Source organism: Acidovorax sp., from assembly GCF_034519795.1.
Lineage (GTDB): Bacteria > Pseudomonadota > Gammaproteobacteria > Burkholderiales > Burkholderiaceae_C > Acidovorax.
In genome coordinates this window covers 420,473-435,369 of the sequence record NZ_JAXHOB010000020.1, presented here as the reverse complement: position 1 = coordinate 435,369, position 14,897 = coordinate 420,473, and the positions used below count along the sequence as shown (strand labels likewise).

Here is a 14,897-nt window from a genome sequence, read left to right as displayed (position 1 = left end):
TGGCGGTGAACGCTTCTACTCTTGCGGGTGCAGGTGCAACATCCGTGCCACGGGGCCGGCGGCACGCCGGAGCGCCCGGCCGGCTCCCGGCCTGCCCTTCGCACCGGCGTGAAAGCACCCGCGCCGCCAGCTCGCTCGCAGAGCGCGTGGCCTACTCCTCGTACAAGCCGTTCAGCGCTGCAAAGACATGCCGCTGCCCCAGGAGCAAGGCCAGATAGCCGAGCAGCTCCATCCATTCTTCCAGAACGACCTCATGCCCGTGGAGCATCTGCACAATGGGGAGTCCGAACAGATGCCCGTCCGCGTAAGTGCTGACCAGCGCCGCGAGCAGCAGAATGGTGAACTCCGCCGTCGGAAAATTCCCCGTGCGCACAAGCCGCCACAGCATCCGGCCGAGACGCAATCGCGCGGCAAAGCCCAGTGCGCAAAGGGCAAAGACAGCGACCAGTGGCCGGATCGCCTCGTGGTACCACAGGACCGACGAGGAGTAAAAAGGGCCGTCGGGCATGACCACCACGGGAGCGCCCAACGCGGCGCCCCAGCTCAGCTCGCGTGCGACCATCAGGAACCAGGTGGGCGCACAGAGCAGGCCGAACGCCCTGATCGCGGATGGAAGGCCCTCGCGCCTGCTGACCCGGGCAAACTGCACTGCCATCAGCCCGCCACCGACCAGTATCAGCAACTGGCTGTTTTCGATCCAGCCGTTCTCCCATCCGGCCGCTGGTGGCAGGCGGATGGCAAGGGCGTATCCCAGCACCAAAGCCAGGGACAGGAAGGTCAGCAACACTCGCCGCCCTGTTGCGGTCGGCCACCAACCCGATTGCCGCCCCAGTACCACCGTCCCTGGTCTGCCCATCACCGGTGGCCCTTCATGGGTTGGCGGGCCTGGGTCCACGTCGCCTTCGACCTGGATACTCTGTAGTCGCTCTTCATCGAGCCAAGTCTCGCACTTTCGGGCGCCGGGTGCTTGCGGCGGGTCTTGCAGGGCATGCCACCGCGCCCCGGTGCGCGAGTGCGGGTTCTTTTGCCGCCTTTGCCTGGCAGGCCTTTACCTGGCCGATGGCGCGGGGCAGCCCTCGCCCATGCCTGCCATGCCGGCCAGCCGCTGCAGGCGCGAGCGCTTGTCCAGGCAGGCCTTGTGCTCGGCCTCGATGATCTGCTGGCGGGCCACCTGCGCAGCACGCGCACGCTCGGTCTGCAGTTGGGCAATCCGCTCGCGCAGCTGCGGCATGGCGGCCAGCGCGGCCTTTTCACCTTCGAGGATGGCACTGGCACGCTGGCTGAAATCAGCCGCGCCGATGTCCAGCACCAGCGGGCGGATCACCACGTCGGCGCGCGCCAGTTCGGCCTCGCCCAGCTTCTGGCCCATGATGGCGATGGACTGGCCCAGCGTGCCCAGCATGTCGCCGGGCGACCTGCCGCGCGCCTTGTTCGAGATGTCCACGGCCACCACCACATCGGCGCCCAGCTGGCGCGCGGCGTCCACCGGCACGGGGCTGACGATGCCGCCGTCCACGAAGTGGTACTTGCCGATGGTGACGGGCTGGAACACGCCGGGCACGCTGCTCGATGCGCGCACCGCCTGGCCGGTGTTGCCGCGGGCGAACACCGTGCGCTCGCCATCCTCCAGGCGCGTGGCGACCACCGCGAAGGGTTTGGCCAGTTGCTCCAGCGGCTTGCGGCCGACCTGCTCGTTCACATAGTCTTCGAGCTTCTTGCCCAGCACCAGACCGCCGGTGGAAAACTGCAGGTCGCGGATCTTGGCCTCGTCCAGGGCCACGGCCTTTTCCTGCATCTCGAAGGCGTTCATGCCGCTCGCATACAACGCGCCGACCACGCTGCCCGCGCTGGTGCCGGCAATGAAAGCGGGCGCGAAGCCATTGGCCTCCAGCATCTTGATCACGCCGATGTGCGCAAAGCCCTTGGCCGCGCCACCGCCCAGGGCGATGCCGACCTTGATGGGCGCCGGGCCGGTGGCCTGGATGGCAGGCGCCGGCGCAGCGGCTGCCGGCTGGCTCGGGGCGGTGCCGCCGCCGCACGCGGCCAGGCCGGCCACGGCCAGTGCAAGCGCCAGGGGGTGCAGAAAAGTGTCCAGGCGCATGCCGAAATATCCTGTGGTTACAGGGCGGCGAGTATATCGACGGGCGCTTTCCGGCGTTGCCTACAGGGTCGGCTCAGAGCGGATAACAAAACTCAGCGAAGCGGTTCTGGCTAGGCGCTGCATCGCAGGCAGTACGAGTAGTACGACAAGACGCGGCAACGACGCCAGAAGAGTTTTGTTAGCCGCTCTCAGCGCCAGAAGTCCCGGTGCAGCGCCGTGATCTCGTCTTCAAGCGCAGCCACCGGCCCCAGCACCTCGGTGGCGCGCTGGCCGGCGGCGAAGACCGTGCGGCAGGGCAGGTCCAGCGTCGGGTTCTCGGGGTGGTCGCCGGTCAGTGCCTTCAGAGACGACTCTTCGGCGCCATACAGCACCCTGCCGATGCCCGCCCAGTAGATGGTGCCGGCGCACATGGCGCAGGGCTCGAAGGTGGTGACCAGCGTGCACTGCGCCAGGTAGGCGCCGGGGTAGTTGGCCGCCGCCGTGCGCGCCAGGGTGCTTTCGGCATGGTTCACGGTGTCGATGTTGCCCTGCTCGGCCAGCACGGTCTGGCCATCGGGTGCGACCAGCAGCGCGCCGAAGGGATGGCGACCCATGCCCATGGCGCGCTGCGCCACGGTGTTGGCGCGGCGCAGCAGCGTGGCGGCTTGGGCATCGCTCAACGCCATCGCGTTATTCACCCTGAGACCCGCGATGTGCCCAGCCCGTGGTGCGCTTCTCGATCCAGCTGAACAGTTCGTACATCACCATGGCCATGGCGCCCACCACCATCAGGCCGGCAAAGGCCAGGCCCATCTGCATCGACGAGCCGGCGCTGATCAGCAGGTAGCCGATGCCCTCGTTGGCGGCGGTCATCTCCGACACGGTGGTGCCCACGAAAGCCAGGGTGATGGCCACCTTGAGCGAGCCGAAGAAGTAGGGCATGGAGCGCGGCAGCCCCACCTTGGTGAGCACGTCCCAGCGCTTGGCGCCCAGCACGCGCAGCACGTCTTCGAGCTCGGGCTCCAGCGTGGCCAGGCCGGTGGCGATGTTCACCATGATCGGAAAGAAGCTGATCAGAAAAGCCGTGAGGATGGCCGGCCCCACGCCGATGCCGAACCACACCACCAGGATGGGCACGAAAGCCGCCTTGGGCAGGGCGTTGAAGGCTGTCATCAACGGGTAGACGGCGGCATAAGCCAGGCGCGAGGAGCCGATCACGAAGCCCAGCAGCACGCCGACCACGATGGCGATGCCAAAGCCCGCCATGGTGACCCAGTAGGTGCGCCAGGCGTGGCCGGCGATGACGCCGCCAAACTCCACCAGCTGCGTGCCGATGGCCCAGGGGCTGGGGAAGATGAATTCCGAGACGTTGAAGGCCGAGCAGATGATCTGCCACAGGATGATGGTGGCCACCAGCAGGATCCAGGGCGACCAGCGTTCGAGGTTCTTGTTGTGCATGGGAATCTATGGAGCCTATTGCGGGATGGGGGCGGCAGGCTTGCCTGCACCCTGGCGTATGGCGCCGATGTGGCCGCGCAGCTCGTGCACGATGTCGCTGAACTCCTTGGTGTAGGTCAGCTCCAGGTCGCGCGGGCGCGGCAGCTCGATCTCGCGGCGCACCACGAAACGGCCGGGGCTCTTGCTCATCACGTACACCGTATCGGCCAGAAAGACCGATTCGCGCAGGTCGTGCGTCACCAGGATGACGTTGAATTTCTGCTCGGTCCACAGATCGCGCAGAATGCACCACAGCTCCTCGCGCGTGAACGCGTCGAGCGCGCCGAAGGGCTCGTCCAGCAACAGCATCTTGGGCTCGTGGATCAGCGCGCGGCAGATGCTGGCGCGCTGCTGCATGCCGCCCGACAGCTGCCAGGGGAACTTGTCCTCGTAGCCGCCCAGGCCTACCTTCTGCAGCAGCTTGCGCGCACGCTCCTCGTACTCCTTGCGCTTTTGTTTGAAGTGGCTGCGGTAGGGCTCCACGATCTCCAGCGGCAGCAGCACGTTGTCCACCGTGGTGCGCCAGGGCAGCAGCGAAGGCGCCTGGAAGGCCATGCCCGAGATCTTGAGCGGCCCGGTCACGGGCTTGCCGTCGATCAGGATCTTGCCCATCGAGGGCATCTTCAGGCCCGTGGCCAGTTTCATGAAGGTCGACTTGCCGCAACCCGAGGGGCCGACAATAGCGATGAACTCGCCCTGGCGGACCTGCAGGTCGATGGCCTCGACGGCGAAGTGGTTCTGCGCGCGCAGCTCGTCGTTGTAAGCGAGCCAGACGTCACGAAAATCCACGAAATAGGAATCGGCAGCCGTCATTGGATGGTGTTCTTGTGGGCTGGGCCCGCCAGCCCGTAAAAGGCGGCTGGGCGGGCGGGTCGGAGGGAATGCATCGGCCAGCGGCACGCCGCTGGCCGCAGAGGTCACTTCTTGGGCAGGATGTTGAGATCGGCGGCGCTGGGCAGGAAGGCGTCGGTCCACACGTCGTCGGCCTTCACGCGGGTCTTGGTGTTGAAGGCGTCGGACACCTGCGAGGCCATCAGCGACAGGCGGCCGGGCACGGCCTTGCCGAAGCCTTCGGCGCGCGCGTCGGGGCTGTTGATCACGGTGTCGATGGCCAGCTGCAGGCGGCGCGTTTCGAGCGGCACGTTGACGATGCCGTCACGCGCCTTCACGTGCTCGATGGAGGCGGCCGGGTTGGCCATGACTTCCTTGGCGCCCTTGGTGAAGGCCTTCAGGAAGGCCTTGATCGCGGCGGGGTTCTCCTTGATGAGCTTGGGCGAGGCGATGATCACGTTGCCGTAGAGCTTCACGCCGAAGTCGGCATAGGGCAGCACCACCACGTCGGCGGCCTTGGCGCCGCGCGCCTCCAGGTTCAGCAGCGAGGTGAAGGTGAAGCCGGTGATGGCGTCCACGTCGCCGCGCACCAGCATGGTCTCGCGCAGCGGCGGGTCCATGGCGGTCCACTGCACGCTGCCCACGCCGTTGGCCTTCTGGAAGATCGGGAACGCGCGGCGGCCGGCGTCGAACACCGGGGCGCCGAGTTTCTTGCCTGCCAGGTCGGCGGGCTTGGTGATGCCGCTCTTCTTGAGCGCCATGACCGAGGCCGGGGTGTTGTTGTAGACCACCATCACTGCCACGGGCTTGTTCTGCGCGTCGGGGTTGTTGGCGTGGAATTCCATCACCGCGGCCAGGTCGGCAAAGCCCATGTCGTAGGTGCCCGAAGCCACGCGCTGCACGGCGCCGCCCGATCCGTTGCCAGCGTCCACCGACACATCCAGCCCCGCTGCCTTGAAGTAGCCCTTGGCCACGGGCTGCAGGAACAGGGCGGACGGGCCCTCGAAGCGCCAGTCGAGCTGGAACTTGATGGGCGTGGTGGCCTGCGCATGGGCCAGGGAGAAGCTGCCGGCGGCGACCAGCAGCACAGCGGCTTGCAGGAGGGAGCGTTTGTTCATGGGTAGGATCCTGTCGGGAGTGGCAGAGAAATAAAAAGCGAAACGCGCTGGCGGCCGGGATGCACCGCCTGTGTGCGATGCCGAGCAATCAGCAAAAACGATGCCCGCTTTCAGGGGAGCGGGACCGGGGTGGCGCCTATTGTTCGCCAGTTTGGTGCATACGGCCCTACAGGCTTTCCCGAAATGGTGCATCAGCACTGTATGCCACGGTGGTACATCCGCGATGCCCCAGCCAGGTGCGCGCATTGGGGCAAACGTGCACCCGCGGCCGGCGTGCCGGTGGTACAACGAAAGTCCATTCGTTTCCAATGGTTGAGGGGGGTCTCCATGGCAAATATCCAGGAATTCTTCGAGAACGTGCAACTGCCCACCATCCCCGACGTGGCGCGCGAGCTGATCGCCACCATGAAGGACGATGACATCCCCTTCGAGAAGGTGCGCAGCGCGATTTCCAAGGACCCGGCCCTCACGGCCAAGCTGATCCGCCTGGCCAACAGCGCCCGTTTCGGCCTGCCGCGCCAGGTGGCCTCGCTCGACGATGCCATCACCATGGTGGGCCTGAACCAGGTGCGCACCCTGGCCCTGGCGTCGTGCATGTCCGGCGTGTTCAAGGATGCCTCGGGTGTGGACGCCGAAGCCTTCTGGAGGGAAAGCATGGCCATCGCCGGCTACTCGCAGTGGCTGGCGCGCACCCTGGGCTCGGACGTGCAGGAGTCCTGGCTGGCCGGCTTCCTGGTGCGCCTGGGCGAGCTGATCATTGCGCAGAAGATGCCCGAGCAGATTCCCGCCATCGAACAGCTGCCCCACCATGCGGGTGGCCGCTGGGAGCGCGAGCGCTCGCTGCTGGGCTTCACCGAAGCGCAGGTCACCGGCGAGCTGGCGCGGCGCTGGCGCTTTCCGGACACCATCGTGCGTGCGCTGGAGACGGCCGAGGACCCCGTGGCCTCCAACCCGTTCTGCCGCCTGGGCGGCATCCTGCACGTGGCCACCCTGCTGGCCGAGATCGGGCTGGAGGAACCCAAGTCCCCCGCCGACACCATCGCCAGCCTGCCCGCCGAAGTGACCCGCGCCCTGCAGCTCGATGCCGACTGGCTCATCGAGCACCTGCCGCCCGTCGCCGGCTACGTGGACGTGTCCGTGCGCTGAGAGGCTGAGAATCATTCGTCCACGCCCGCCTTGCACGCCAAAACACCCCGGATCGTCGACCCAGTGCGTTTTGACGCGCCCTTCGGGCACGGCCAGAAAATTCCCAGCCTCTGAACCCGCACGGCGGATCGAAAAAAAAGGCCCGAGGGCCTCTTTTTTTGTAAGCGCTGCTGCAGATCAATGCGCGCGCGTGGCTGCGCTGGCAACGGCCAGGGCGGTCATGTTGAAAACCCGGCGCACCGTCGCCGCAGGGGTCAGGATGTACGCCGTGGCAGCGCCGCCCATGAGGATAGGGCCCACGGTCACGCCGCCGCTGGTCGTGGTCTTGAGCACGTTGTAGAGGATGTTGGCCGCGTCCAGGTTGGGGCAGATCAGCAGGTTGGCCGAGTCGGTGAGCGTGGAGTCCGCCATGTAGGCATTGCGGATGTTGGGCTCCAGCGCGGCGTCGCCGTGCAGCTCGCCATCGCACTCGATCTCGGGGTGGGCGGCCACGAACAGGTCGCGCGCCTCGCGCATCTTGCGGGCCGAGGCGCGCTTGGACGAGCCATAGCTGGAGTGCGACAGGAAGGCCACCTTGGCCGGCAGTCCGAAGCGCTGCACCTCCTGCACGGACATCCAGGCGATGTCGGCCAGTTGCTGTGCCGTGGGGTCCTCGTTCACGTAGGTGTCGGCGATGAAGAGCGTGCCCCGGTTGGTCATCAGGGCATTGAGGGCGGCATAGTCGTTCACGCCTTCCTGGCGGCCCAGGATGCTGTGGATGCGCTCCAGGTGGGTTTCATAGGTGCCCACCAGGCCGCAGATCATGGCATCGGCATCGCCCAGCGCCACCATCAGCGAGGCGATGATGGTGTTGGAGCGGCGCACGGCGGCCTTGGCCACTTCGGGCGTGGCACCGTTGCGCTTCATGAGGCCGTGGTAGTGCTCCCAGTACTGGCGAAAGCGCGGATCGTCCTCGGGGTTGCACACCTCCACATCCTTGCCCAGTTGCATGCGCAGGCCGGCTTTTTCGATGCGGGCGGCGATCACGGCGGGGCGGCCAATGAGGATGGGATGGGCGATCTTGTCGTCAATGACCATCTGCGCGGCACGCAGCGCGCGCTCGTCCTCGCCATCGGCGTAGGCCACGCGCTTGCTGCCTTCTGGCAGCGCCTTGGCCGCAGTGATCACCGGGCGCATCAGCATGCCGGTCTGATACACGAAGCGCGACAGGGCTTCCTTGTAGGCCTCCATGTCGGTGATGGGGCGTGTGGCCACGCCGGACTCTGCCGCCGCCTTGGCCACGGCGGGCGCGATCTTCAGGATCAGGCGCGAGTCGAACGGTGTGGGGATCAGGTAGTCGGGGCCGAAGGTGAGCTCCTTGCCCGCATAGGCGCTGGCCACTTCTTCGCTGACGTCGGCCTTGGCCAGGTCGGCGATCTCGCGCACGCAGGCCAGCTTCATGGCCTCGGTGATCTTGGTGGCGCCGCAGTCCAGCGCGCCGCGGAAGATGTAGGGGAAGCACAGGACGTTGTTGACCTGGTTCGGGTAGTCCGAGCGGCCCGTGGCGATGATGCAGTCCGGCCGCACAGCCTTGGCCAGCTCGGGGCGGATCTCGGGCTCGGGGTTGGCCAGCGCCAGGATGATGGGCTTGGCGGCCATGGTCTTGCACATCTCGGCCGTGAGCACGCCGGGGGCCGAGCAGCCCAGGAAGACGTCGGCACCATCGACCACATCGGCCAGGGTGCGGGCCTCCGTCTTTTGCGCATAGCGCTGCTTGGAGGCATCGAGCCCGCCGGGGCGGCCTTCGTAGATCACGCCCTTGGAGTCCACCATGAAGACGTTCTCGCGCTTCACGCCCAGGCCCACCATCACGTCCACGCAGGCAATGGCGGCGGCACCCGCGCCCGAGACGGCGATCTTCACCGCGCCGATCTCCTTGCCCACCAGCTCCAGGCCGTTGAGCAGCGCAGCGCTGGAGATGATGGCCGTGCCGTGCTGGTCGTCGTGGAAGACGGGGATGTTCAGCCGGTCCGACAGCTTCTTCTCGATGTAGAAGCACTCGGGCGCCTTGATGTCTTCGAGGTTGATGCCGCCCAGCGTGGGCTCCAGCGCCGCAATGATCTCGACCAGCTTGTCCGGGTCGCGCTCGGCCAGCTCGATGTCGAACACATCCACGCCGGCGAACTTCTTGAACAGGCAGCCCTTGCCCTCCATCACCGGCTTGCTGGCCAGCGGGCCGATGTCGCCCAGGCCCAGCACGGCCGTGCCGTTGGTGATCACGCCCACCAGGTTGCCACGCGAGGTGTAGTCGAAGGCCTTGGACGGGTCGGCCTCGATATCGAGGCAGGGATAGGCCACGCCCGGCGAGTAGGCCAGCGACAGGTCGCGCTGGTTGGACAGGGGCTTGGTGGGGGTGACTGCGATCTTGCCCCGGCTGGGGTTGCGGTGGTATTCGCGGGCCGCGTCGCGCAATGCCTCTTCGGCAGCGGAAAGGTTCTGTGTCATACGGAAATCCTGCAGGAGATTCTCAGCAAATGCCAAAAATGAGCTTACTCCATGGAGGAAGCTATCGGGGTGAGGGTTAATGCGTTGATTGCATGGATTCCAACCTGGGGTTCCATCGATGGAATGGTCACGGGGTGGAGGCCTGACCTGGCCCGGTGGGGCCGGTGAGGTGGGCGGGGCGGTGGGCCCGGTGCACGGCAAAAATCGGATTGTCTTCCTTTTCAGAAAGCCAATAGGCCTATCCAGGTTTGGACAGCCGTGCCTTTTTGTTGGCCTCCACCTTGCGGGTGGCCGGCGCCAGGCCGGGGATTTCGAGGGCGCTCAGGTCCAGGTGCGTCACGCCCATGCTGCGCAGCAGCAGCAAAAAGTCAGACGCCTTGAACGCACCCCGGCTCTGGCGCGTGGTGAGGTTGTTCGGGGTCTGCTCGATGCCCAGCTCGGTGAGCAGCTCCGACACCTCCTGCCAGCCCCAGCGCTTGTCGTTCTTCGCGGCGGTCAGTGCCTTGCGCACCTGCTCCTTGGCAAGGGTGTGCACATGGTCGCTGGCGCTGCTCATAGGCGCAGCTGGCTGCGCACGCGCTTCATCTCGGCGTGCAGCTCGTCGGTGGTGCGGTGCTTGAACTTCTCGGGCAGCAGGCTGCGGCGCGATGCTTCGGAGATGGCCAAAAGCTCCATGTACTCGATCATCAGCGTGTCGCGCGTGGGCATGTAGTCCACCGCGGCCTGCAAAAACACCTCGCGCGTGAGCCGGCCATCGGCGCGCTCGGCCAGGTCGATGGACAGCAGGGTCAGCGCCTCCAGCTCGGCGTTCGAGAACTCGGTGTCTTCGAGCGCCGCCTCCATCCAGCCTGCGCTGGTGCCGTCGTCGTCATCCTGCGGCGCCGGCTCCTCGACGGCCTTGCCAAAGCGCTTCAGGATCACGCGCACGATGTTCGCGCGCTCGGCCCCGTTCTCGGGGAAGAACAGCGGTATCTTGGTGTCGAAGCGGCCCGGCCGCTTCATGTCGGCATCGAGCTTGTCGGGCCGGTTGGTCATCATGATGAACAGCACCTGGCCGCGGTTGTCGGTGTCCGACATGAACTCCTTGAGCCGCGCCGTGACGCGCGACGAGGTGCCGCCGTCCTCGTCGCCCTCACCACCCAGGCTGCGGTCGCCCTCGTCGATGATCAGCGCAATCGGCCCCATGGCCTTGACCATGGCCAGCACCTTCTCCAGGTTGCTCTCGGTCGCGCCCACCCACTTGGAGCGGATGTTCTTGAGCATCACCGCCGGTATGCCGGCCTCGCGCACGAAGGCCTTGGTGACAAAGGTCTTGCCCGAGCCCATGGGCCCCACCACCAGAATGCCCATGGGGATGCGCGCCACGTTGCCCGAGCGGATGGCGGCGGCAATGGCGGCCAGCTCGGCCTTCACCATGGTCATGCCGCCCACGCCTTCAAGGCCGAATTTCGGCTCGACAAACTCGATCAGGCCAAAGCACTCCTGCGTCACCAACTCGCGCTTGCGCGTGCGCAACAGCGCCGCGATCTCCTCGAAGGCGTTGCCCTTGGCCGGCGCCTTGCTGCCCGGCTGCAGCAGGTGGCGTATCTGCTCGTTGGTCTGCCCGCTGGTCAGCTTGGTCAGCTGCTTGGCGCGCGCCTCGGCGTCCTCGGTGCCGGCGATCAGCTCGCGGATCAGCGCCTCGCGCTCGGCATCGTTGGGCGCGGGCGCCTTGCTGTCATTGCCCAGCAGACCGAACAGCTGCACCAGGCGCAGGCCCGAGGCCTGCTGCGCCAGCCGTGTGACCTGGCCGGCGTCGAGCGAGGCGTCGGCCATGCGGATCGTGGTCTCGCGCTCGGCCTGGCCGGGCATGGGGATCTCGACCGTGGCGATGCGCGGGTTCGACAGGATCTGTGCGTTCAGCTCGGTCAGCGACTCGACCAGCAAAAACACCACGTTGTCGCTGTCGCCGATCTGCGGGTCCAGCGACCAGCGGTGCAGCTTGGCAATCGCCTGGCGGTCCTGCATGGTCATCATCGACGGGTCGCCCGCCGGGAACAGCGAGCCCGCGTAGTGGATCACCACCGCCGTGCCGCTCTCGTGCGTCAGCGCCTGCTCGATGCCATCGAGCGGCTCGGCCTCAGCGTCGAAGGCCCGGCCCGCCAGCGCCTGCGTGCCCGAGGCGATGCTGTGCGAAAGCACGCGCTTCTTCTTGCCCTCCAGCAGCGAGCGGAACAGGTACTGCTCCAGTTCGACGAACTTGCCATCGAGCAGGATGCGGTCGTAGATGTTGCGGTACAGCACGAAGACCGAGGCATCGCCGCCCAGGTAGCGCCGGCGCACGGTGTCGACCCAGGCCGGCGTGGCGGGCACTGAGGAGGGGGTAGGTGTGCTCACGGGTTTCCTTGGGCGATGGCAGGCTGGTTACATCTGCTTGGCGCCGGCACCCTGTGCGCGTGCCGCCTTGAGTTGCGCCAGCTGCGCTTCGGCCGTGGCGCGCGAGGCGCCCTTTTGCAGGCCCTTCATGCGCACATCCAGGTCGGCGCCGCGCAGCTCGTCGCCCAGGTTGGCTTCGGAGATCACGTTGGCGATGTGGCCGCGCACGTTGTCCAGCGCGCGAATCTCGGCATCCACCGACAGGCCTTCGAGCTGGCTGTGGATCTGGATCTTGGCCTTGGCACCGGCCAGCTTGGCCAGGTTGCGGTCGCGCTCGTCTTCCACGCGCTTGATCTCGCTCTTCATCTCCAGCAGCGCGTCCTTGATCTTCTCGGCCTCGGCCATGGCCGTCTCGGCCTCGGCCGTGAGCTCGGTCACCGACTGGTCGTTGTCGTTCTTCATCTGCAGAATGCTCACCGCCAGGTCGTCCTGGTTGGTGTCCATGGCCTGCTGCAGGTTGGCTTCGAGCTGCGCCTGCTTCTGCTTGGCGTTGTGCAGGCGCGTGGTCACGTCGTCGCGCTGGCGGATGATGGCGCCCGCCGCCTTCTTCAGGCGGTCGTAGTTGGCCTTCATGCTGTTGATCGAGTTCTCGTACGCGATCTCGGGGTTGTTCTTTTCGATGCCCGAGACGAACAGCGAGAGAAAGCCGGTGAACAGGTTGCTCAGGCGGCCGAGGAAGTTGGAAGAAGCCATGGTGCAGGTCCCTTGCTTAGCTGATGTTGACGTTGTCGAAGAAGGTGCGGTGGTCCTGGGCAAAGGCGGCAAAGCCCTGCTCGACCTGGGTCAGCATGGCCGCGCGCTGCGCGGGGTCGATGAAGTCGAAGGCGGCGTTCACGCCCTGGGTGGCCCACTCGAAGTGGTCGGCCTCCACGGCGCCGCCCTCGCCCGAGTGGATGCCCACCCAGGACAAGGCCTTGTGCTTGGTGCTGCCGATGTCCACCTCGGTGTGGAACAGGCGCTCGGCCAGGCCGCCGCCGGCCTCGCGCAGGGTGGCGCCGATCACGGTGAACTCGCGGTCGGCCAGCAGCTCGCTGCCCAGGTGGTAGCCCATGGCGTGGAAGATGGATGCGAGCGAATCGTCCTGCCCGCCGCCATAGCCGCGCATCACGCCCTGGTTCAGCGCCTTGAGCCAGGCGGGCTCGGCCGCCAGCGCATTCAGCGTGGCCATGTCGGCCCCCGGCATGGTGGTCTGCACGATGCCCTTGAGGAAGGCCTGTGCCAGGCTGCGGTGCGGGTCGCGCGCGCGGGTCGAATGGTCGTCGAACTCGTCGCGCGCCGCATCGAAGATGTAGCTGGCCACCAGCACGTTGCGGTCGGCCGCCGGCAGAAAGGGCTCGGCCGGGTCGGTGAACAAATGCCGTGCGCAGCCGATCTTGCCCGCCAGCGACGCCACGCTGCAGCCGAAGTAGCCGTTCCAGGCGATGTAGCGCGCAAAGAAGCGCACCAGCCGGCCCGGCTCGTCGGAGACGATGGCAGCCTTCAGCGCGGCCTCCATCAGGCGCGTGTACTCGTCGAAATCGACGAGGGTCTGCAGGTGCGATTTCTGTACGGTGGTGGTCTTCATGGCAGGGGTCATTTCATGGTTTGTGCCACGGGGCGGGGCACGGGGGCCGCGGCAGCTTTTGCCACGGCGGGGCTCGGTACATGGACGCCGATGGTGTCCAGCTCCTCGCTGATGTCGGCCTCCAGGTTTTCTTCGATTGCCAGGCGGTCCACGCTCTCGCGCAGCCGGGCCGATGCATCGCTGGCCATGGGCATCGACACGGCCTGCTGAAAGACCTCTTCGATGATGTCGGGCATGGAGACCATGGCCGCCTCGATGGCGAACATGCGGCTGCTCAGGCGGCTGCTGCTCTCCATCAGCCGCAGGTAGTCCTTTTTGGCCTGCAGCAGCTGGCGGCGCTCGCGCTCGCCGGTGGTCGCTGCCAACTGCTCTTCCACGCTGCGCAGGCGGTCGGCGATCTCTTTCTTGCTCAGCTGGCTCTGGCGCTCGTTGGCGCTCACGATGGCCAGCCAGCGCGCCAGGTAGTCGCGTGTCACGTCCTTCAGGCGGTCGATGTCCTCCACGCTCAGCGCGCAGGTGCGGGCCTTGACCATGCGCTCCAGCGCGTCGATGCGGTCCAGCGTCTGCAGGTACACGCGCATGCGCTTGGAGCTGGGGTCGCATTCATTGCGGTCGCCCAGCTCCTTGAGCAGGCTGTCCACCTGCGCCTGGTAGCGCAGCGTGGCGTACTTGCGCCGCACGCTGTAGCGAAAGGTCGACATGCCCGGCACGTACAGCAGCGCCAGCCCTTCGATGGCCGCGTACGCCGTGCCCACGAAAATGAAGCCCGGCAACCCGTACGGGAAGGACGCCAGCACCGCTAGCGCGGCCGCGCCCAGCGAGGCCGTGACGTTCCACTTGCTGGTCAAAAACTCCTGGATGTACGGGGGCTCTTCCCGTTCGCCCGGGTCGAATTTCATACGCTCAGCGTGATCTGGCCATGGCCCTTCGCGTCGCGCAGCGACGTGAGGATGCGGTCCTGCATGCGCAGGGTCTCGGTGGACCGCGCCCAGGCCTCCGAGCGCGGGTGCTCGGCGTGGATGGCAAAGTCATCGGCAATCTTTGCGGGCTGGGGCGAGAGCACGATCACCCGGTCGCCCAGCGCCAGCGCCTCGCTCACGTCGTGCGTGACGAAGACCACCAGGCAGGGGTTGGCCTTGCACAGCGACAGCAGCAGCCGCTGCATCTCCTCGCGCGTCTGCGGGTCCAGCGCGCCAAAGGGCTCGTCCATCAGCAAGATGCGCGGGCGCAGCACCAGGGCGCGCGCCAAGGCCACACGCTGGTTCTGCCCACCCGACAGCTGCGCCGGGCGCATGGCCTTCTTGTCGGCCAGGCCCACCGCGGCGAGGATGGTGTCCACGCGCTCCTTGATCTCGGCCTGGGTGATGCGCCCCTTCCACAGCTTGAGCGTGAACGGAAAGGCCACGTTGTCCCACACCGTCAGGTCTGGGCGGTTGGCGTACTGCTGGAACACGGTCACCGCATCGTCGTGCTGGTCCAGGCACTCGCGGCCGTCGATCTCCACCCGGCCGATGGTCGGCGTCTTCACATTGAACGGGCGCACCCCGCCCATCATGCGCATCAGCGTGGACTTGCCGCAGCCCGAGGGGCCCAGCAGCATGTTGATGCTGGGGTTCGTGAGCTGCAGGTCGATGCCGTCGATCACGCGCAGCACGCCCCGGCCGTTGGCGGCAGGGTACTCCTGCACGATGCCGCTCATGTGGATGGAAATGCTCGCAGCGCTCGGGGTCGATGTCATGCTTGGCTTTGTTGTATCAGTTCT

Annotated in this window: 14 protein-coding genes; 1 reads left to right on the top strand and 13 read right to left on the bottom strand. The window is 66.7% G+C overall.

All coding sequences use genetic code 11. The features are described 5' to 3' along the window. Window positions 1-151: 151 nt before the first annotated feature. The 6 genes from U5N23_RS23195 to U5N23_RS23170 all read right to left on the bottom strand — a co-directional run bounded on the left by U5N23_RS23195 (window position 152) and on the right by U5N23_RS23170 (window position 5,526). Window positions 152-784 (bottom strand): hypothetical protein, encoded by a 633-nt coding sequence (locus tag U5N23_RS23195; RefSeq protein ID WP_322595080.1) that lies wholly within the window; start codon window positions 782-784, stop codon window positions 152-154. A 264-nt stretch (window positions 785-1,048) separates the two neighbouring features. Further along, a complete protein-coding gene (locus U5N23_RS23190) occupies window positions 1,049-2,101 on the bottom strand; it encodes a patatin-like phospholipase family protein (protein WP_322595079.1) in 1,053 nt (350 codons plus the stop codon). Between the two features lie 188 nt (window positions 2,102-2,289). Continuing rightward, entirely contained in the window at window positions 2,290-2,766 is a 477-nt protein-coding gene (locus U5N23_RS23185; protein ID WP_322595078.1) for a nucleoside deaminase, read from the bottom strand. 4 nt (window positions 2,767-2,770) lie between these two features. Continuing rightward, the gene (locus tag U5N23_RS23180) at window positions 2,771-3,538 is read right to left on the bottom strand and encodes an ABC transporter permease (protein WP_322595077.1); all 768 of its coding nucleotides are present in this window, start codon (window positions 3,536-3,538) and stop codon (window positions 2,771-2,773) included. Between the two features lie 15 nt (window positions 3,539-3,553). Then, the gene (locus U5N23_RS23175; RefSeq protein ID WP_322595076.1) at window positions 3,554-4,390 is read right to left on the bottom strand and encodes an ABC transporter ATP-binding protein; all 837 of its coding nucleotides are present in this window, start codon (window positions 4,388-4,390) and stop codon (window positions 3,554-3,556) included. 104 nt (window positions 4,391-4,494) lie between these two features. Then, a complete protein-coding gene (locus U5N23_RS23170; protein WP_322595075.1) occupies window positions 4,495-5,526 on the bottom strand; it encodes an ABC transporter substrate-binding protein in 1,032 nt (343 codons plus the stop codon). 327 nt (window positions 5,527-5,853) lie between these two features. Between U5N23_RS23170 and U5N23_RS23165 the strand changes: the two genes are divergently transcribed. Further along, the gene (locus U5N23_RS23165; protein ID WP_322595074.1) at window positions 5,854-6,672 is read left to right on the top strand and encodes an HDOD domain-containing protein; all 819 of its coding nucleotides are present in this window, start codon (window positions 5,854-5,856) and stop codon (window positions 6,670-6,672) included. Window positions 6,673-6,849: 177 nt separating this feature from the next. Here the strand turns inward: U5N23_RS23165 and U5N23_RS23160 are convergent, their stop codons facing one another. From U5N23_RS23160 to U5N23_RS23130, 7 genes are all read right to left on the bottom strand, one after another. Beyond that, on the bottom strand, window positions 6,850-9,156 hold the full coding sequence (locus U5N23_RS23160) for an NADP-dependent malic enzyme (RefSeq protein ID WP_322595073.1): 2,307 nt from the start codon (window positions 9,154-9,156) through the stop codon (window positions 6,850-6,852). Between the two features lie 238 nt (window positions 9,157-9,394). After that, window positions 9,395-9,712: a DUF6471 domain-containing protein gene (locus U5N23_RS23155; RefSeq protein WP_322595072.1), complete on the bottom strand. Its 318-nt coding sequence runs from the start codon at window positions 9,710-9,712 to the stop codon at window positions 9,395-9,397. Then, the gene (locus U5N23_RS23150; RefSeq protein ID WP_322595071.1) at window positions 9,709-11,532 is read right to left on the bottom strand and encodes an ATP-binding protein; all 1,824 of its coding nucleotides are present in this window, start codon (window positions 11,530-11,532) and stop codon (window positions 9,709-9,711) included. The genes U5N23_RS23155 and U5N23_RS23150 overlap by 4 nt, the downstream gene beginning before the upstream one ends. A gap of 27 nt (window positions 11,533-11,559) precedes the next feature. Continuing rightward, the gene (locus tag U5N23_RS23145) at window positions 11,560-12,264 is read right to left on the bottom strand and encodes a PspA/IM30 family protein (RefSeq protein WP_007861927.1); all 705 of its coding nucleotides are present in this window, start codon (window positions 12,262-12,264) and stop codon (window positions 11,560-11,562) included. Between the two features lie 16 nt (window positions 12,265-12,280). After that, window positions 12,281-13,135, bottom strand: a complete 855-nt coding sequence (locus U5N23_RS23140; RefSeq protein ID WP_322595070.1) for a hypothetical protein — start codon at window positions 13,133-13,135, stop codon at window positions 12,281-12,283. 8 nt (window positions 13,136-13,143) lie between these two features. Further along, entirely contained in the window at window positions 13,144-14,034 is an 891-nt protein-coding gene (locus U5N23_RS23135; protein WP_322595069.1) for a hypothetical protein, read from the bottom strand. Continuing rightward, window positions 14,031-14,873 (bottom strand): ABC transporter ATP-binding protein, encoded by an 843-nt coding sequence (locus U5N23_RS23130; RefSeq protein WP_322595068.1) that lies wholly within the window; start codon window positions 14,871-14,873, stop codon window positions 14,031-14,033. Before U5N23_RS23130 ends, U5N23_RS23135 begins: the two co-directional genes overlap by 4 nt. Window positions 14,874-14,897: the final 24 nt, after the last annotated feature.